Genomic DNA, 17555 nt, shown 5'->3' with positions numbered 1-17555 from the left:
AGGTCACAACCATGGGTGAACATACAGTCGCCGTCACCGACACGACGTTCAAGGACACCGTTCTGGGTGCCGACAAGCCGGTTCTCGTGGACTTCTGGGCTACCTGGTGCGGCCCGTGCCGCATGGTGGCACCGGTTCTGGAGGAGATCGCACGCGACCACGGTGACAAACTCACCGTTGCCAAGGTCGACGTCGATGAGAGCCCCGCCACCGCGCGGGACTTCCAGATCATGTCCATCCCGACCATGATCCTGTTCGACAAGGGTCAGCCGGTGAAGACCATCGTCGGCGCGAAGGGCAAGGCCGCACTTCTGCGCGAGCTCGATTCGGTGGTCGGTCAGTCAGCCTGATCACCTGCAGTTTCTCCGCACTCCATCGCAACAGTCCGACGGGTGAACGATGCTGTCGTCCACCCGCGGACTGTTTGCGTTGGTAGTGTCGGCCGTGGTCTCGACCGGAGACCACGACGCAGGGGGCCATGCCGCTCATACCGTGGGCAGTTTGGTGTCGTGAAGTTCAGCTGAGAGAATGCAGGCTGACGTTCGACCGATGTACCCGCACGGTGTGCGTCGGTTACCGCGCGCAGACCCGCTCCTGCCGCGATCCGTACGAGGGGTGACGAGATGCCATTGTTCCGACTTGGTGATCACGGCTCGGCGGTGGCCGAGATCCGCGCCATCCTGGTCGGACGTGGACTGCTGCCCGATACCGGGTCCACCGCCATCGATCACAGCGCCACCAACGGGTGGACTCCGCCCGAGGCGGTCTTCGACGAGGCCTGCGATCGGGCTGTTCGCGCGTTCCAGCAGGAACGCGGCCTGATCGTCGACGGCATCGTCGGACCTGCGACCTATCGTGTGCTGCGCGAAGCGTCGTACCGTCTCGGAGCCCGCGTGCTGTCGTACCAGCTGTCGGCGCCCATGGTCGGCGACGACGTCGCCACCCTGCAGAGTCGTCTGCAGAATCTCGGGTACTTCACCTCGCTCGTCGACGGGATCTTCGGTCTCACGACCCACAACGCCGTGTGTCTTTACCAGAGTGAATACGGGCTGGCGTCCGACGGGATCTGTGGGCCGGCGACGCTGCGCTCGCTCGAGCGCCTCGGAACCCGTGTCACGGGCGGATCGCCGTACGCCATCCGGGAAGAGGAGCACGTCCGACGCTCCGGGCCACACCTGTCCGGCAAGCGGATTCTCATCGATCCCGGTTCCGGGGGACTGCACGGACTGTCGACCGGCGACCTGGCCGACCGCGAGTCCGAACTCCTCTGGGACCTCGGCGCCCGTCTCGAAGGTCGTATGGCCGCCACCGGGATGCAGACCTTCTTGTCGCACGACGGACGGGGCCGTCCCGGCGACGACGAGCGCGCCCGCGTCGCCAACCTGATGGACGCCGACCTGATGATCTCGTTGCGATGCGGGCACTATCGCAACGAGCAGGCGAACGGCGTCGCGTCGTTCTACTTCGGCAACAACAACTCGTTCTCCTCCATCGGCCGAAACCTCGCCGGGTTCGTCCAGCGGGAGATCGCCGCACGCACACCGTTGGCCGACTGCCGGTCGCACCCGCGCACCTGGGACCTGCTCCGACTCACCAAGATGCCAGTGGCCCTCATCGACGTCGGTTACATCACCAATCCGAATGACGCTGCAGTGCTGTCGGATTCGGACTGGCGCAATGTCATCGCCGACGCCATCGTGGTGGCGGTCAAGCGCCTCTACCTGTTGGATCAGGACGATCGTCCTACGGGCACTTACACTTTCGCAGATCTACTGGCCGCCGAGAACGCCCCGCGCTGACCCGCTGGGGTCGCATCCCCACGGGCACAGCCGTGCGTTGCCGGCCGGCGAGATCCATCTCGGCCATCACCACCAGCTTCTCCAAGGCACTCTCCACCTCGAACTTCCAACCGAGGCCCTCGTCGAGCTCCAACCGAAAGCGCGGGAAGCGCTGATGTGAGGACACCACATCGAAACCGGAGTCCTTCAGGAACGACGCATCGTTCATACACGAGGTGCACAGGTCGGATTGCGGATCGTCGAGTATCTCCCTGGCGACCTCGACGATGGCCTCGTCCGACCAGAACTCCAGATCGTCGCTGAGCGACCCGCCCGGAGCACCTGCACCGGACGGGACCGCGCCCATCCCGTTGCGCACCAAACCGAATGACTCGACCGCGCGTACTCCTCGTCGAATCAGATCGCCGAGCACCGCGTCGAGTAGCAGACTCGCGACTTCGTCGTAACCGGGCTCGGTCCGGATGCTCGTCAGCAACACCGCGTCGTGACTGACCGGAGAGGTGGGGAAGTGTTGTGACCGAGGCACGCGCTTGGGTGGAGCGTAGAAGGCAGTACCGATGACATTCTGCGTCGACGACTCGACGGCGACCTGTCCGCACGCGCCCCAGTCGAGAAGCAGACCCGAGATCCAGGCCTCCTTGTCGAACTCACTCTCATACGGCTCGTAGTCGGAGACGGTCGGCAACTGCGAGCCGGGGCCGCGACCGGAATCTGTCGGCGGTTCCACTTCCCAGAAGACACATCGTCGGGTGTGTTGGGGCAGCGACGCGAATGAGCCGAGTTCCAGACGAGAGACCGACACGCTCATGACGCCGAACCCCGCGCCCGCATCGATCGATCCGCGAATGCCATTGGGCAGCAATGCATCCCGATGTTCGCCGGTAAGTCTTCTACCTCAACTGTCACAGTGACATTACTTCCGCATCCGCCAGCACCCGAATTCTCGCCGTGTGATTCACTTCTTCGGGTCGATGAACGCGACGATGCGTTCCAAGTCGTCCACCGACCCGAACTCCACGACGATCTTCCCTTTTCGCTTCCCAAGACTGACTGTAACCCTGGTGTCCAGACTGTCGGAGAGTCGCTCGGCGAGATCCTGCAGTCCGGGCATCTGCATTGGTCGCCGCTTCGGTGCCGCGGGGGACCGCGAATCCGGACCGTCCCCGCGGTTGGCAAGCGTCACGGCTTCCTCGGTCGCCCGCACCGACAACCCCTCGGCGACGATCCGTGCAGCAAGCGCCTCTTGCGCATCGCTTCCGGTCTCCAGGGAGAGCAGAGCGCGTGCGTGGCCCGCCGACAGGACACCGGCCGCAACACGACGCTGCACCGGGATGGGCAGTTTGAGCAGTCGGATCATGTTGCTGATGAGCGGGCGGGAGCGGCCGAGACGCGTCGCCAGCTCTTCGTGGGTGACGCCGAACTCCTCCAGCAGCTGTTGGTAGGCGGCCGCCTCCTCGAGCGGATTCAGCTGGGCGCGGTGAATGTTCTCCAGGAGTGCGTCCCGCAGCATGTCGCCGTCGGGGGTCTCACGCACAATCGCCGGGATCGCTTCCAGGCCGGCCTCCTGGCTGGCCCGCCACCGACGCTCGCCCATGACGATCTGGTAGCTCACACCGTCGGCGGTCGTCTCCTTGAGCCGCCGCACGACGATGGGTTGCATCAGTCCGAACTCACGGATCGAATGCACGAGCTCGGCCATGGCTTCTTCATCGAAGACCGTGCGCGGCTGGTTCGGGTTCGGCTGGATCTGCTTCGGCGGAAGCTCGCGATACACCGCGCCCGCCTCTTCAGGACTGAGGGGTTGCGTTCCGTTTCGCGCCGTCGTGCTGGCCGAGCTCGGTGCCGGCGCCGACTGATCGGCGCCGGGGGAGACCGGAACCTTGCCGATGACGACGTCTGCGGCGGCGTTGCCGAGCCGCGGAGCGTCGGATTGATCGTCGGCAGGACCCGTGGGAATCAGAGCAGCCAGTCCGCGGCCGAGGCCACCTCGGCGTTGTGCGGTATCCCGTTGACTCATCGCTGTACCTCCCCGCGCTCGTTCGTTACTGATCCTGAGTGGCAGCTCATGCCGTCGCGCTTTCGGGGGCGCGGAGCGCGAGCTCACGAGCCGCGTCGAGGTAGCTCATCGCGCCCCGAGATCCTGGGTCATATTCGATGATCGTCATGCCGTACCCGGGCGCCTCGGACACCTTGACGCTGCGCGGGATGATCGTACTCAGGACCTTGTCCCCGAAGTGGCGACGTACCTCTTCGGCGACCTGATCGGCGAGCTTGGTTCGTCCGTCGTACATCGTGAGGACGATCGTCGACACGTGGAGGTCGCGGTTCAGGTGCGCCTGCACCAACTCGATGTTGCGCAGCAACTGTCCCACGCCCTCCAGTGCGTAGTACTCGCACTGGATGGGGATCAGGACCTCACGAGCGGCGACCATCGCGTTGACCGTCAGGAGGCCGAGAGACGGGGGACAGTCGATGAAGACGTAGTCGATTCCGTACTCGCGCAACACCTCGTCCGACAGTGCGTTGCGCAGTCGGTTCTCGCGCGCCACCAGGGAGACGAGTTCGATCTCGGCGCCGGCCAGATCTAGAGTTGCCGGTACACAGAAGAGGCCCTGCTGGCTCGGCGATTCCTGGATGGCTTCCCGGAGCGTGACCTCACCGAGAAGAAGTTCGTAGACCGACGCGATGTCTTGCGCACGGTGGTCGATTCCCAGGGCTGTGCTTGCGTTTCCCTGGGGATCAAGATCCACCACCAAGACACGAAGTCCGCGCACCGCGAGGCCGGCAGCCATGTTGACGGCCGTCGTCGTCTTGCCGACCCCACCCTTCTGGTTCGCGACCGTCATGATCCGGGTGTGTGGGGGACGTGGTAGCTGTCCCGCTCCGCCAGGGGTGAGCACCTGGCTCGCACGCTCTGCAGCCATGGCGATCGGTGTGTCGGCGAACGGTTGGCCCGTGGGGGTGGGTGCACCCCCGAGGGAGGTTTCACGTGAAACATTCGGGTCTTGATCGACCACGCCTGGACTCCTTTTACCGACCTGGTAGGCCTTCGCGTCAGCACTGGCGCCGGCATCAGCCGCCGCCGACAGTGGGACCGAACCGCCGACGCCGGCACCCTCAGAGGCACCGGCAGAACGCTTCCTATTCTGCGCCCTTCGTGGACTCCACACCAATCCGATCGCCCCCTCAGCGTCGTCCCGAGCGGCCACCGCGGGCGCGCTCCAATTTCGTCCCGATGATCACGGTGGTCGGCGTATCCAGGTACCGGTCGCCGCACACCGCCACCGCCAGATCGCTCATTCCGGTCCGGCCTACGACGGCACGATCCCGCTCGATTTCTTCGGCGGCAGACGACCCTTTGATCGCGATCATCCGTCCTCCTCCCCGGACAAGGGGAGCAGACCACTTCGCCAGTCGTTCGAGCGGCGCCACAGCTCGCGACGTCACCACGTCAGCCAGGCCGACCGACGACCGTACCGACTTCTCTTCGGCACGACCGCGTACGACAGAGACGTTGTCCAGCCCCAGACGTTCCGTGGCGCGCTCAAGGAAGGAGCTCCGTCGGAGCAGTGGTTCGATCAAGGTGACCGCCAGATCTGGGCGAGCGATCGCCAGCGGTATACCCGGTAAGCCTGCGCCACTACCGACATCGAAAACCGTCGAGTCAGGATCGATCAGTTCGCCGAGAACACCGCAGTTGAGAATATGGCGGTCCCACAGTCGGGGCACCTCGCGTGGGCCCATCAGCCCGTGTTCGATGCCGTCCGTCGCGAGGATCGCCCAGTAGGCGCTCGCGAGATCGACTCGCACGCCGAACACCTCCGCTGCCGCCGGTGGCGGCGGCGCCGCGGCGTCAGGGTCCTGAGGATCGCTCCGGGGTGTATCAGGCGGCACTGGTACTCCTATTCGCGTAGACAACCCACCCAGTGTTTCACGTGAAACCTCGGCGCTCGAACGGTTGGTCCACATGGTCCGCGTCAGCGATGTTTCACGTGAAACACACCGGTGTCATTAGCCTCGCCGACGCGTGATCACCGGGCCGCTAGACGCGCGGTTTCGGTGGAAGCGGCGTAGCGAGGAGCCGCTCGGGTGCCCAGCGACTTTTGGTCACGTGACGTATCGGTCCTCGTCCAGGGAGTCCCGCACCGACGAGGTTGCCGAAGTATTGCACGGTCCCGCCACGGGCAGTGCCGACCGGCAACCGCCACCAACGGGTCCCACCACGCCTACCACCGTGACCCGCATACCCCCGCGCCGCCCTCCGCCGCACCGCGATGGAACCGCTGAAAGGTCACCCTCGACGAATCAGCGAGCCGGCCCTACTCGTGGTGCGCCACTGTTTCACGTGAAACAACACCGATGTGATTCCATCGAGCTTGTGCGTTGTTCGACATCCCAACCCCAACACGCGCACCGCCGGAGTACCTCCGCCAACGACTCAGGCCCCGACCATTGGTCGGGGCCTGAGTTTCTACGGGCAGGGGAGAGGTGCTCGCTTATGCGGGCAGAACCACCACGCGACGCTTGGGCTCGGTGCCCTCGCTTTCGCTCACGACGCCGTCGACAACCGCGACCGCGTCGTGGACGATCTTGCGCTCGAACGGCGTCATCGGATCCAGGGCCTCACGCTCACCGGAAGAAAGCACGCGCTCGGCGACCTCACGTCCCAGGCGGGCCAGGCGATCACGCCGATCGGCTCGCCACCGGGCCACGTCGAGCATCAACCGACTGCGCTCACCCGTAGCCTGCTGGACGGCGAGGCGGGTCAGCTCCTGCAGTGCATCGAGAACTTCGCCCTTACGACCGACGAGCTTGGTCAGGTCATCGCCACCGTCGATGCTGACGACCGCACGGTCGCCGTCGACATCGAGGTCGATGTCACCGTCGAAGTCGAGAACGTCGAGCAACTGCTCCAGGTAGTCGCCGGCGATCTCGCCTTCTTCGACCAGACGATCTTCGTCGTCCTCGTCGTCGTCAGCGTCGTCGTCCGCCTCATCGTCGATGTCCTCGGCGGCGGTCGGCGAGTCGTCCGCATCGGCGTCGGAACCGGCGACCGGGCTCTCGACGGCAGCCGTGTCTTCCACGGCGGTCGAACCGTTCTCCGTCTGATCCTCGCGATGTTCCTCGGTCTGCGCTCCGGCGTGGGTGTCGGATTCCGAACCGGTTTGAGTTGCAGTCTCTGCTGTCATCTCATTCACCTAACTTCTGTGCTTCATCGAACAAGTCTCGGGCGGTCACCGTTTGCCGCCTCGTTTGTTGCCGCCCTTTGTCGTCGATCGACTCCCGCGGTTGTGGTTCTGCTTCTTGCCGGGTGCTGCGCCGGCGCCGGAACGAGTGGGCTTCTGTCCTGGTTTCGGCTTCGCGCCGGGACCGCTGTCCCCGGCGGCAGGGGCCGATCCGTTGCCCGACGCTTCCTTGTCCGAGATCTCCGTACCCGTGACTGCGGAGTCCTGCGTGCCGCCCGTCGTCGAATCGGCAGGGGAGTCGTCACCCTTGGACAGGGACACGGTCGTGGCATCGGACGTGCCCGTCCCACCCGCATTGCGCTTCTTGCGATCCGGCCGGACACCGGGCTTCGGCGCGTTCGCCTTCAACTTCTCCTGCTTGGCGAGCTTGGCCTCTTCCTCTTCCTTGGCGATGTGACCGAAGACGATGTGCTGCTGGCCGTAGGTCCAGATGTTGTTGCTCATCCAGTAGAGGAGGATGGCGACCGGGAAGAACGGTCCGGTGATGAGGATGCCGATCGGGAAGATGTAGAGCGCCAGATTGTTCATCATCCGGGTCTGCGGATTCTCCAGCGCCGCCTCGGGCTGGCGGGCCACCGATGCGCGCGAGTTCATGTGCGTGGCGATCGAGGCGATGATCATCATCGGCACGACGACGTACGCGATCTGCGGGCGGGTGAAGTCGATGGGGGAACCCGGCTCGACGAAGGCCTGGAACTCGGTGGCCGGCTCGACCAGGTAGGACGACAACGGCACACCGAACAGACGGGCGTCGAGGAAGTTCTGTACCTGATCGGCGCTGAACACGTAGTTGCCGGTGGCGCGTGTCTCCGCGGCACTCATACTCAGCTGGCCCATGCCCGTGCCCATGCGGTTGAACGAACGCAGCACGTGGAACAGACCGATGAACACCGGGATCTGCAGCAGCATCGGCAGGCAGCCGAGCATCGGGTTGAACCCGTGCTCCTTCTGCAGCTTCTGCATCTCCTCGGTCATCTTGACCCGATCCTTGGCGTACTTCTTCCGGATCGCCTGGAGCTGCGGATTGATCTCCTGCATCTTCTTCGTGGTGCGGATCTGCTTCACGAAGGGCTTATAGAGGATCGCGCGCAGGGTGAACACGAGGAACACCACCGACAGAGCCCACGCGATACCGTTGCCACCCGGGGTGTCGGGCGTGACATGGCTGAAGAGCCAATGCCAGACCCACATGATCCCGGAGACCGGGTAGTAGATGAAGTCGAGCACGGGTCAGTTACCCCTCACTTGTTGTACTCACAGAGCACGTGTCTCGCCGGACCCGTGCTGATGTTTCCGAGGTCGATGGTTGCCGGTCATCCCGCTCCAGAGATCGCGGCACAGCTCGCCGAAGCCACGATCGGGGACCGGGTCGTAGCCGGGCTTGTGCCAGGGTCCGCACTTGAGCAAGCGGATGATCGACAAGACCGAGCCGTAGAGAAATCCGTGTCGGTCGAGCGCTTCGACCGCGTAGCCCGAACACGTGGGTTCGAACCGGCAGGTCGGCAACCGCATGGGCGACACCCACGTGCGGTACAGCTCGATGAGGAAGATGAGTGTGCGGCGGGGGAGCAGGCGCGCCCCGCGGATGAAGCGGGCAGCCGGTGTCGACGGGGGAGCGGTGTCGACGGAGGTCTCCGTCGACGTGTCGTCGAGCTCGGCGGGTGTCATCGGTGCGCGCCCACTCCACCGGACAACTGCACGCCGTCTGCGAGCCCGGCGATGCGCCGGCTCGTGAACGCCGCACGCAACTGGTCGGCGAGTTCGAGGCTGCTCCGGTCCGAGGCGCTGCCGCGGGCACGGATGACGACGTAACTCTCCGGAACGGGACAGAGATGCCGGGTGGCGGCGAAGGCGGCACGCAGCCTCCGGGCCACCGCATGTCGGGTGACGGCATTGCCCACGGACTTGCTGACGACGAGTCCCAGCCAGGGACCGCCGGTCATCGCGACGTCGCGTCGTACGCCTCGAGGGTCGGGCCATTCATGCCCGACCACGGCGACGTGCAGGGAGAAGTCACGACTCTTCACCCTCGCACCGGACTTGAGGGTGCGAGAGAAGTCGGATCCACGTGAGATCCGATGAGTGGGCGCAGTCATCGATCAGCCGACCGGATCCGCGAAGATCCGGTGAGGAGCCGACGATCAGGCGGTGAGCTTCGCGCGGCCCTTGGTACGACGGCTGCTGACGATCGCACGGCCGGCGCGGGTCCGCATGCGCAGACGGAAACCGTGCACGCGTGCGCGACGACGGTTGTTCGGCTGGAAAGTACGCTTGCCCTTGGCCACGGGAACTCCTTGTGCTCGCTGTGCGCACGCCGGTTACCCGTGCGTGACCCACATCTTGTCGTTGGTCTTTGATCCAGGACGGTGCCGAACTGTTGTCGGTGATGAGTCGGCGAACACGAAGAATCGCCGCGCAAATCCGCAACCTGGATGACCAGTCGAGACTACTGACACCGCGCGTTCAAATCAAACGAGCCGATCGTCGCCTCAGAACCGGCTCCGACCAGCTGTGTTCCGGACCACTCATGGGGCTTTAACAGTTGTTCCGAGTCAAACGTCCCGATCGCTTTGTGACCCACCCGGACCTCTGTTACGTTCTCTCAAAGCGTCGGCCACCACTCCGTGCGAGGCACCACCTCGGGGACCTGGCTCAGACCAAAGTCCCAAGTTCGTCGTCACCTTTGTACACAGGTGTGGATAAGCCTGTGGAGAGATGGGCTCGGCAGCGCAGATGCCATCGCTCTCGTCAACGCTGGTAGTTTTCCGCATCAGGAGGCCAGCCCTGTGACTTCAGACCGCGACACATTCGGCGAGGTGTGGCAGCAAGTCGTCGCCGAACTCAACGACGACGAAGCCGCACGCGACCACGAACCCCTGACACGCCAGCAGAAGGCGTGGCTGTCACTGGTTCGACCCCTCACCCTGACCGAGGGCTTCGCCCTGCTGACCGTGCCGACGGCACTGGTACAGGAGCAGATCGAGCGCAACCTTCGGGAGACCATCCGTTCGGTCCTCAGCCGCCATCTCGACGAACCGGTCGACCTGGGGGTCCGGATCGCGACGCCGCGGAACGACGAGCCGGTCCCCGAAGCACCTGCGGTCCCCGACGCCCGACCCGTGGCCAGCGCAGCTCCCGCCGTCGACTACTCCGCTGCTCCCGTGGGTGCCGGGCTCGCGACGGCACCGGCCGCCGACTCCCAGCGTCCCTCGGGGGACTGGGCGTCGTATTTCGCCGAGCGGCCGACGTCGACACCTCCGGCGCCCGGCGCAAACCTCAACCCCAAGTACACCTTTGACACCTTCGTCATCGGTGCGTCGAACCGCTTCGCGCATGCATCGGCGGTCGCGGTCTCCGAGGCGCCGGCCCGGGCCTACAACCCGTTGTTCATCTGGGGCGAGTCCGGCCTCGGCAAGACGCATCTGCTGCACGCGGCCGGTCACTACGCCCAGCGCCTGTTCCCGGGTATGCGGGTCAAATACGTGTCCACCGAAGAGTTCACCAACGACTTCATCAACTCGCTGCGTGACGACCGGCGGGTCGCGTTCAAGCGGCGCTATCGCGATGTCGATGTCCTGCTCGTGGACGACATCCAGTTCCTCGTCGGCAAAGAAGGTATCCAGGAGGAGTTCTTCCACACCTTCAACACGCTGCACAATGCGAGCAAGCAGATCGTCATCTCGTCGGACCGTCCTCCGAAACAGCTTGCGACACTTGAAGACCGGCTTCGTACCCGGTTCGAGTGGGGTCTCATCACCGACGTCCAGCCGCCCGATCTGGAGACGCGCATCGCGATCCTCCGCAAGAAGGCGCAGATGGACAACATCGCGGTGCCCGACGACGTGCTGGAGCTCATCGCGTCGAAGATCGAGCGCAACATCCGCGAGCTCGAAGGCGCGCTGATCCGGGTCACCGCGTTCGCCTCGCTGAACGACGCCGCACTCGACAAGTCACTCGCCGACGTCGTTCTCCAGGCCCTGCTGCCCAACTCGGGCACGCTCGAGGTCAGCGCCGCCAGCATCCTCGCCATCACCGCCGAGTACTTCGACATCTCGATCGAGGAACTGCGGGGCCCGGGCAAGACCCGGTCGATCGCGCAGGCCCGCCAGATCTCGATGTACCTGTGCCGGGAGCTGACCGACCTGTCGTTGCCGAAGATCGGGGAGACCTTCGACCGCGACCACACGACGGTGATGTACGCCGAACGCAAGATCCGCAAGGAGATGGCCGAACGGCGTCGTGTGTACGACCACGTCCAGGAACTCACCGCCCGAATCAAGCAACGGGCCGTCGGCTAGTTCCCGCTTCCTCGTTCTCTTCTGAGGCCTTCGCGCCCGGATCCCGCACCCCCGACGCCCACGCGGCCCGGGGGTGCGTTCGTCTGCGGCCACGACCATGCGACGTCCTCGAGGCGGTACGAGAGACAGCAGCGATACGACAGACGCCGGGCGTACTACAGACAGGGCAACGGATGCCAAGTCTGTCTCTCGGGTCGAGGGTCAGCGGGCCCACTACGGCTGTCCGCCTGCCGAATCGACGAGCCCGGATCCGGCTATTTCCCGGCATCACACCCTGTGGACCACCCTCGGGATAACCGGGGCGGGGATGTGCACCGACAGTGGACGGATCGCGAACAACAAGAAAACTCCACACCGGCGGTCGGATCCGCTCGACGTTGCTCCACCGGTCATGCACACGTCCGCACCCGTCCGGACAGGCCCGATGCCGTACTTGTCCACAGATTCCACAGGACCTATTACTGAGATGGATCCTTCTCTAAAGAGAATCTTTTGTAAGAAGGACTGTGCACAGAGGGCACTCGGTGCCGGCCGCTCGGCCCTGCGTCGACGACGGCTCGACTTGGCCCCAACCATCCCGGCATCGGTGGCGGCGTTCTACAGTGGGATTCCCGGATGTGAGATCCACCGATGACCGACCGGCCGACGAAGGCGTCGACTCAGTGGTCCGTGCATCGGTGGTCCAGGCGGGAACCAGACGAGAGAAGGGCAACCTCCCAGCATGAAGTTTCGTGTCGCGCGTGACGAGTTCGCTGATTCCGTCGCCTGGGTCGCCCGCAGCCTGCCGTCTCGTCCGCCCGTCCCGGTCCTCGGCTGTGTGGTGCTCAACGTCGGCGAGACCGGACTGACCGTCTCGGGCTTCGACTACGAGGTCTCCGCCCAGGAGAACCTCGGTGCCGAGGTCGCCGAGCCCGGACAGGTGCTCGTCTCCGGCCGGCTTCTCGCCGACATCACCAAGGCCCTGCCCAACAAGCCGGTCGACGTGACCCTCGACGGGTCGCGGGTGGCCATCACCTGCGGTAGCGCGAAGTTCTCCCTGCCGACCATGCCGGTCGAGGACTACCCGCAGCTGCCCGACGTACCGCAGATCACCGGCACGATCCCGTCGCAGCTGTTCGCCGAGGCGATCTCCCAGGTCGCGGTGGCCGCGGGCAAAGACGACACTCTCCCGATGCTGACCGGCGTCCGCGTCGAGATCGAGGGCAACTCCGTCGTGCTCGCCGCGACCGACCGCTTCCGCCTCGCCGTTCGTGAATTGCAGTGGGAGCCTTCCGATCCCGATACCAAGGGCGCAGTTCTCGTCCCGGCGAAGACACTCTCGGAGAGCGCGAAGACCGCGGGCTCGGAAGGTACCGGCGTCGTGTCGCTGGCTTTCGGCGGCGGTGCGGCCATCGGCTCCGACGGCATCCTCGGCATCCTCGGTGAGACCAAGAAGACCACCACGCGTCTTCTCGACGCGGAGTTCCCGAAGTTCCGTCAGCTGCTCCCGGCCAGTCACACCGCGGTCGCGACCATCGACAGCGCGCCGCTGATCGAGGCGATCCGCCGTGTCGCCCTGGTCGCCGAGCGCGGCGCGCAGGTCCGGATGGAGTTCACCGAGGGATCCGTGCTGCTCACCGCCGGCGGCGACGAGGCGGGTAAGGCCGAGGAGGAACTGCCCGTGTCGTTCCAGGGTGAGCCCCTGACGATCGCCTTCAATCCCGGCTATCTGCAGGACGGGCTGTCCGCGATCAACGCCGACGCCGTGGACTTCGGGTTCACCACGCCCAGCCGTCCCGCCGTGCTGCGTCCCGCGAGCGGCGAGGATGCCGTCGCCGACGAGTCCGGAGCTTTCGTCGCACCCGAGAGCGCGTTCAGCTATCTGCTGATGCCCGTTCGCCTCCCGGGCTGACGGACCGCGCCGGCATCCGTGCCCTCGTCGTCCTGGTCGTCATCGAGAGCGGCTCATGTTCGTTCGTGAACTCCACCTGAGGGATTTCCGGTCCTGGCAGGCCGCTGATCTCGAGCTCGAGACCGGGGCGACGGTCTTCACCGGGCGCAACGGTTTCGGCAAGACTAACCTGCTCGAGGCCCTGTTCTATCTCGCGACCCTGCGTTCGCACCGCGTGAGTTCCGATGCCCCGCTCGTACATGCGGGATCGACCTCGGCGCTGGTCACCGCGACGGTCGAGAACGACGGCCGCGAGTTGACCGCCGAGCTGCGCATCAACGCCGACGGTGCCAACAAGGCGTCGATCAATCGCAGCCCGGCGCGTCGTCCCCGTGATCTGCTGGGGATCCTTCGGGCGGTCCTCTTCGCACCGGAGGATCTCTCCCTCGTGCGCGGGGATCCCGGCGACCGCAGACGTTTCATCGACGAGCTCGTCGCTCAGCGCGGCCCGCGGTGGGTGGCGGCCCGTGCCGACTACGACCGCGTCCTACGGCAGCGTTCGGCACTGCTCAAGACCGCTGCTTCAGCCATGAGACGCGGTGGGGAACAAGCGGATTCGATCATCAGCACGCTCGACGTCTGGGACGGGCAGCTCGCCGAACTCGGCGGTCAGGTGACCGCTGCGCGGCTCGCAGTGCTCGGTGAGCTCGAACCACATTTCACCGGTTCATATGCCTCGATCGCGCCGCACTCCCGTCCGGCGACGCTGCGGTACCGCGCGTCCGGTGGCCTCGAGTTCGAGGAGACCACACCCGAGGCGATCGGCGACGCGCTGGCCACTCGGCTGGTGGAGTTGCGCGACAAGGAGATCGAGCGCGGTATGTGCCTGGTGGGCCCGCATCGCGACGACATCGACATCGTCCTCGGCAGCGATGTTGCGAAAGGCTTTGCTTCACATGGTGAATCGTGGTCGCTCGCGCTGGCGCTCCGCCTGGGTTCCGTCGAGCTGACCCGGGCGGAAGGTGTGGAGCCGGTCATCATGCTCGACGACGTCTTCGCCGAACTCGACGCCAAACGCCGCGCGAAGCTCGTCGAGTTCACCGCAGGCGCCGAGCAACTCCTCATCACCGCCGCCGTCGCCGAGGACATCCCGGGTGAGATCGGCGGCCGTCGGATCGGTGTCGACGTCATCGACGACGAGACCGGTCGCCGATCCGAGGTCGTCGTCCAGTCCGCAGTGGCGACGGTGGAGTCGGAGCCGGTGCAGTCGGAGCGGGTGCAGTCGGACACGGGGGTCTCGGATGAGTGAGGACGCGAACCCCGACCGCGGCGCGCCCGCAGGCGGCTCGGGCTCGGACCCGGTAGAGCCCGCGCCGCGCCCGACGCCGCCGGGCGAACTCGGCGGATATGAACGCGCCCGCAAGGCCCTCGAGGAGGCCAGGGCGCAGGCCCGCGCGGCAGGAAAATCGGTGGGCCGGGGTCGCGCGTCGCCGGTGCGCCGGGTGCCGCGCGGCTCGCAGGGGCGTCGACGCTGGTCCGGATCCGGCCCCGATGCCCGGGATCCGCAGCCCTTCGGCCGGCTCGTCGGGGGTCTCGCCAAAGACCGCGGATGGCAGGAGAAGATCGGCGAGGGCACGCTCTTCGGTATGTGGGAGCAGATCGTGGGCTCCGACATCGCCGCGCACGCCCAGCCGGTTGCCCTGCGCGACAACGTTCTTCACGTGCAAGCCGAATCGACGGCGTGGGCGACGCAACTGCGATACGTGCAGTCGCAGATCCTGGCCAAGATCGCGGCGGCCATCGGGCACGGTCAGGTGACGTCCCTGCGGATCCTCGGGCCGAAGGGTCCGTCGTGGCGGAAGGGCGAACGCCACGTCCGCGGCCGCGGACCACGCGACACCTACGGCTGAACGCGGGCGTCGACACACCGATCGGCACTCTACTGGTTGCTGGGCCGCTGGGCTCGGAATCTTCCCCAGGCCACAACCGACCCGGGATGAACCCGAAAAAGTCGTTCTGAGGGCCTGTTGGCGGCCCCGGATGCACGTTCCTGGGCGAGTCAGGCAGTACACTGGGAGGAGTTGTCCCGAGAGGGGTGTGAACGGCAGATCGACCGTTGGCTCCAGGCTACCCGGATAGATCCCGGGTAGTCCTGTGTGCGTGCGGCTGCGCGCCCCTCCTCGAGAAGGATCGACGACGGATCCGGAGACCACCTGATCCGTCGATGAGCAGAACAGGAGCGGACGCACCTCGTGGCCGACACCAACGACACCGGACCGAAGAAGAGCAAGAAGAAGCCGTCGGAGTACGGCGCCGACTCGATCAACATCCTCGAAGGTCTGGAAGCCGTCCGTAAGCGGCCCGGCATGTACATCGGTTCCACCGGTGAACGAGGACTGCACCACCTGATCTGGGAGGTCGTCGACAACTCGGTCGACGAGGCGATGGCCGGTTTCGCGTCGCGGGTCGACGTCACCCTGCTCGCCGACGGCGGTGTCCAGGTCGTCGACGACGGCCGCGGTATCCCCACCGGCATGCACCGCACCGGGGTTCCCACCGTCGAGGTCGTCATGACCCAGCTGCACGCGGGCGGAAAGTTCGACTCCGACGCCTACGCGGTGTCCGGCGGTCTGCACGGCGTCGGCATCTCGGTGGTCAACGCGCTGTCCACCACCGTCGAGCTCGAGATCGAGAACGACGGCTTCCATTGGGAGCAGACCTACTCGTACGCCAAACCGGGTCCGCTGGAGAAGGGCTCGGCCACCCGCAAGACCGGCACCACGGTGCGGTTCTGGCCGGACCCGGAGATCTTCACCGAGACCACCCGGTTCAACGCCGAGACCGTGGCTCGTCGCCTGCAGGAGATGGCCTTCCTCAACAAGGGCCTGACCATCACGCTGACCGATCAGCGCCCGCAGGCCGTCGAAGCGCCTGGCGACGCCGACGGCGACGAGGAGAGCAACCTCACCGAGGCCGCCGAGGAGATCAAGTCCGAGGAGGAGAAGGCTGCGGCCGCGGCGAAGCCGAAGACGCGCACCTATCACTACCCGGATGGACTCGTCGACTACATCAAGCACCTCAACCGCACCAAGCAGTCGATCCACACGACGGTCATCGGTTTCCAGGGCAAGGGCGAGGGCCACGAGGTCGAGGTCGCGATGCAGTGGAACGCCGGCTACTCCGAGTCGGTTCACACCTTCGCCAACACGATCAACACGCATGAGGGCGGAACCCACGAAGAGGGTTTCCGCGCCGCGCTGACGCTCACCGTGAACAAGTACGCGGTGGACAAGAAGCTCATCAAGGAGAAGAAGGAAGACCGCCTCTCGGGAGACGACATCCGTGAGGGTCTCGCCGCGGTGATCTCGGTGAAGGTCAGCGACCCGCAGTTCGAGGGACAGACCAAGACCAAACTCGGCAACACCGAGGTCAAGGGCTTCGTCCAGCGCGTCTGCAGCGAGCACCTCGGTCACTGGCTGGAGGCCAATCCGGCCGAGGCCAAGACCATCATCAAGAAGATCGTCGAATCCCAGCGGGCTCGGATGGCCGCGCGCAACGCCCGTGATCTGGTGCGTCGCAAGACCGCCACCGACATCGGTGGTCTCCCCGGCAAGCTCGCCGACTGCCGCAGCAACGACCCGGGCAAGTGCGAGGTCTACATCGTGGAGGGCGACTCCGCAGGCGGCAGCGCCAAGTCGGGGCGCGACTCGATGTACCAGGCGATCCTTCCGCTGCGCGGCAAGATCATCAACGTCGAGAAGGCACGCATCGACCGTGTTCTCAAGAACACCGAGGTCCAGTCGATCATCACCGCCTTCGGCACGGGCATCCACGACGAGTTCGACATCAGCAAGCTGCGCTATCACAAGATCGTGCTGATGGCCGACGCCGACGTCGACGGCCAGCACATCTCGACCCTGCTGCTCACGCTGCTCTTCCGCTTCATGCGGCCGCTCATCGAGCACGGCCACGTGTATCTCGCCATGCCGCCGCTGTACAAGCTCAAGTGGCAGAAGTCGGCGCCGGAGTTCGCCTACTCCGACCGCGAGCGTGACGGACTGCTCGAGGCCGGCCGCGCCGCGGGCAAGAAGATCAACACCGAGGACGGCATCCAGCGCTACAAGGGTCTCGGCGAGATGAACGCCAAGGAACTGTGGGAGACCACGATGGATCCGGCCGTGCGTGTACTTCGCCAGGTGACGCTCGACGACGCAGCGGCCGCCGACGAACTGTTCTCCATCCTCATGGGTGAGGACGTCGCCGCCCGCCGGAGCTTCATCGCCCGCAACGCGAAAGACGTTCGCTTCCTCGATGTCTGATCACGGATCGTCTCGATTCGTAG

General features: G+C 65.6%; 16 protein-coding genes. 7 read left to right on the top strand and 9 right to left on the bottom strand.

The features are described 5' to 3' along the window. Positions 1 to 11: 11 nt before the first annotated feature. Together trxA and MAY35_RS14140 are read left to right on the top strand one after the other, a co-directional pair. Positions 12 to 350: a thioredoxin gene (gene trxA, locus MAY35_RS14145; RefSeq protein WP_238421936.1), complete on the top strand. Its 339-nt coding sequence runs from the start codon at positions 12 to 14 to the stop codon at positions 348 to 350. A 273-nt stretch (positions 351 to 623) separates the two neighbouring features. Further along, a complete protein-coding gene (locus MAY35_RS14140; RefSeq protein ID WP_238421935.1) occupies positions 624 to 1799 on the top strand; it encodes an N-acetylmuramoyl-L-alanine amidase in 1176 nt (391 codons plus the stop codon). On the opposite strand, the gene MAY35_RS14135 is transcribed toward MAY35_RS14140, so the two are convergent. The 9 genes from MAY35_RS14135 to rpmH all read right to left on the bottom strand — a co-directional run bounded on the left by MAY35_RS14135 (position 1744) and on the right by rpmH (position 9330). Then, positions 1744 to 2607, bottom strand: a complete 864-nt coding sequence (locus MAY35_RS14135) for a hypothetical protein (protein ID WP_238421934.1) — start codon at positions 2605 to 2607, stop codon at positions 1744 to 1746. The two genes, MAY35_RS14140 and MAY35_RS14135, sit on opposite strands and share 56 nt — an antisense overlap. 147 nt (positions 2608 to 2754) lie before the next feature. Next, the gene (locus MAY35_RS14130; RefSeq protein ID WP_238421933.1) at positions 2755 to 3816 is read right to left on the bottom strand and encodes a ParB/RepB/Spo0J family partition protein; all 1062 of its coding nucleotides are present in this window, start codon (positions 3814 to 3816) and stop codon (positions 2755 to 2757) included. A 46-nt stretch (positions 3817 to 3862) separates the two neighbouring features. Next, entirely contained in the window at positions 3863 to 4816 is a 954-nt protein-coding gene (locus MAY35_RS14125) for a ParA family protein (RefSeq protein WP_308192459.1), read from the bottom strand. A 169-nt stretch (positions 4817 to 4985) separates the two neighbouring features. After that, a complete protein-coding gene (gene rsmG, locus MAY35_RS14120) occupies positions 4986 to 5768 on the bottom strand; it encodes a 16S rRNA (guanine(527)-N(7))-methyltransferase RsmG (protein WP_238421931.1) in 783 nt (260 codons plus the stop codon). A 527-nt stretch (positions 5769 to 6295) separates the two neighbouring features. After that, positions 6296 to 6988, bottom strand: a complete 693-nt coding sequence (locus tag MAY35_RS14115; protein WP_238421930.1) for a R3H domain-containing nucleic acid-binding protein — start codon at positions 6986 to 6988, stop codon at positions 6296 to 6298. Positions 6989 to 7033: 45 nt separating this feature from the next. Beyond that, on the bottom strand, positions 7034 to 8272 hold the full coding sequence (gene yidC, locus MAY35_RS14110) for a membrane protein insertase YidC (protein ID WP_238421929.1): 1239 nt from the start codon (positions 8270 to 8272) through the stop codon (positions 7034 to 7036). Between the two features lie 27 nt (positions 8273 to 8299). Further along, entirely contained in the window at positions 8300 to 8713 is a 414-nt protein-coding gene (gene yidD, locus MAY35_RS14105) for a membrane protein insertion efficiency factor YidD (protein ID WP_238421928.1), read from the bottom strand. Continuing rightward, complete coding sequence (rnpA, locus tag MAY35_RS14100; protein ID WP_238421927.1) at positions 8710 to 9141, bottom strand: ribonuclease P protein component; 432 nt, start codon at positions 9139 to 9141, stop codon at positions 8710 to 8712. Before rnpA ends, yidD begins: the two co-directional genes overlap by 4 nt. A 45-nt stretch (positions 9142 to 9186) precedes the next feature. Then, complete coding sequence (rpmH, locus tag MAY35_RS14095; RefSeq protein WP_081585940.1) at positions 9187 to 9330, bottom strand: 50S ribosomal protein L34; 144 nt, start codon at positions 9328 to 9330, stop codon at positions 9187 to 9189. A 501-nt stretch (positions 9331 to 9831) separates the two neighbouring features. On the opposite strand from rpmH, the gene dnaA reads away from it, so the two are divergent. The 5 genes from dnaA (at position 9832) to gyrB (ending at position 17532) form a co-directional block, all read left to right on the top strand. Continuing rightward, positions 9832 to 11343: a chromosomal replication initiator protein DnaA gene (gene dnaA / locus MAY35_RS14090; RefSeq protein ID WP_238421926.1), complete on the top strand. Its 1512-nt coding sequence runs from the start codon at positions 9832 to 9834 to the stop codon at positions 11341 to 11343. A gap of 721 nt (positions 11344 to 12064) precedes the next feature. Next, positions 12065 to 13234 (top strand): DNA polymerase III subunit beta, encoded by a 1170-nt coding sequence (dnaN, locus tag MAY35_RS14085; RefSeq protein ID WP_238421925.1) that lies wholly within the window; start codon positions 12065 to 12067, stop codon positions 13232 to 13234. A gap of 55 nt (positions 13235 to 13289) precedes the next feature. Beyond that, the gene (recF, locus tag MAY35_RS14080; RefSeq protein ID WP_238421924.1) at positions 13290 to 14522 is read left to right on the top strand and encodes a DNA replication/repair protein RecF; all 1233 of its coding nucleotides are present in this window, start codon (positions 13290 to 13292) and stop codon (positions 14520 to 14522) included. Then, the gene (locus MAY35_RS14075) at positions 14515 to 15123 is read left to right on the top strand and encodes a DUF721 family protein (protein ID WP_238421923.1); all 609 of its coding nucleotides are present in this window, start codon (positions 14515 to 14517) and stop codon (positions 15121 to 15123) included. The genes recF and MAY35_RS14075 overlap by 8 nt, the downstream gene beginning before the upstream one ends. A gap of 342 nt (positions 15124 to 15465) precedes the next feature. Beyond that, positions 15466 to 17532: a DNA topoisomerase (ATP-hydrolyzing) subunit B gene (gene gyrB, locus MAY35_RS14070; protein ID WP_238421922.1), complete on the top strand. Its 2067-nt coding sequence runs from the start codon at positions 15466 to 15468 to the stop codon at positions 17530 to 17532. Positions 17533 to 17555: the final 23 nt, after the last annotated feature.

This window comes from Gordonia sp. 'Campus', assembly GCF_022206305.1.
Classification (GTDB): domain Bacteria; phylum Actinomycetota; class Actinomycetes; order Mycobacteriales; family Mycobacteriaceae; genus Gordonia.
This window is presented reverse-complemented; position numbering and strand designations above follow the sequence as displayed.

Coding starts and splice junctions, on each gene's coding strand:
- trxA (WP_238421936.1), top strand. CDS start 12: ATGGGTGAACATACAGTCGCCGTCACCGACACGACGTTCAAGGACACC.
- MAY35_RS14130 (WP_238421933.1), bottom strand. CDS start 3,816: ATGAGTCAACGGGATACCGCACAACGCCGAGGTGGCCTCGGCCGCGGA.
- dnaN (WP_238421925.1), top strand. CDS start 12,065: ATGAAGTTTCGTGTCGCGCGTGACGAGTTCGCTGATTCCGTCGCCTGG.
- MAY35_RS14075 (WP_238421923.1), top strand. CDS start 14,515: ATGAGTGAGGACGCGAACCCCGACCGCGGCGCGCCCGCAGGCGGCTCG.
- rnpA (WP_238421927.1), bottom strand. CDS start 9,141: ATGACTGCGCCCACTCATCGGATCTCACGTGGATCCGACTTCTCTCGC.
- MAY35_RS14135 (WP_238421934.1), bottom strand. CDS start 2,607: ATGAGCGTGTCGGTCTCTCGTCTGGAACTCGGCTCATTCGCGTCGCTG.
- recF (WP_238421924.1), top strand. CDS start 13,290: ATGTTCGTTCGTGAACTCCACCTGAGGGATTTCCGGTCCTGGCAGGCC.
- rsmG (WP_238421931.1), bottom strand. CDS start 5,768: ATGTGGACCAACCGTTCGAGCGCCGAGGTTTCACGTGAAACACTGGGT.
- yidD (WP_238421928.1), bottom strand. CDS start 8,713: ATGACACCCGCCGAGCTCGACGACACGTCGACGGAGACCTCCGTCGAC.
- MAY35_RS14115 (WP_238421930.1), bottom strand. CDS start 6,988: ATGACAGCAGAGACTGCAACTCAAACCGGTTCGGAATCCGACACCCAC.
- MAY35_RS14140 (WP_238421935.1), top strand. CDS start 624: ATGCCATTGTTCCGACTTGGTGATCACGGCTCGGCGGTGGCCGAGATC.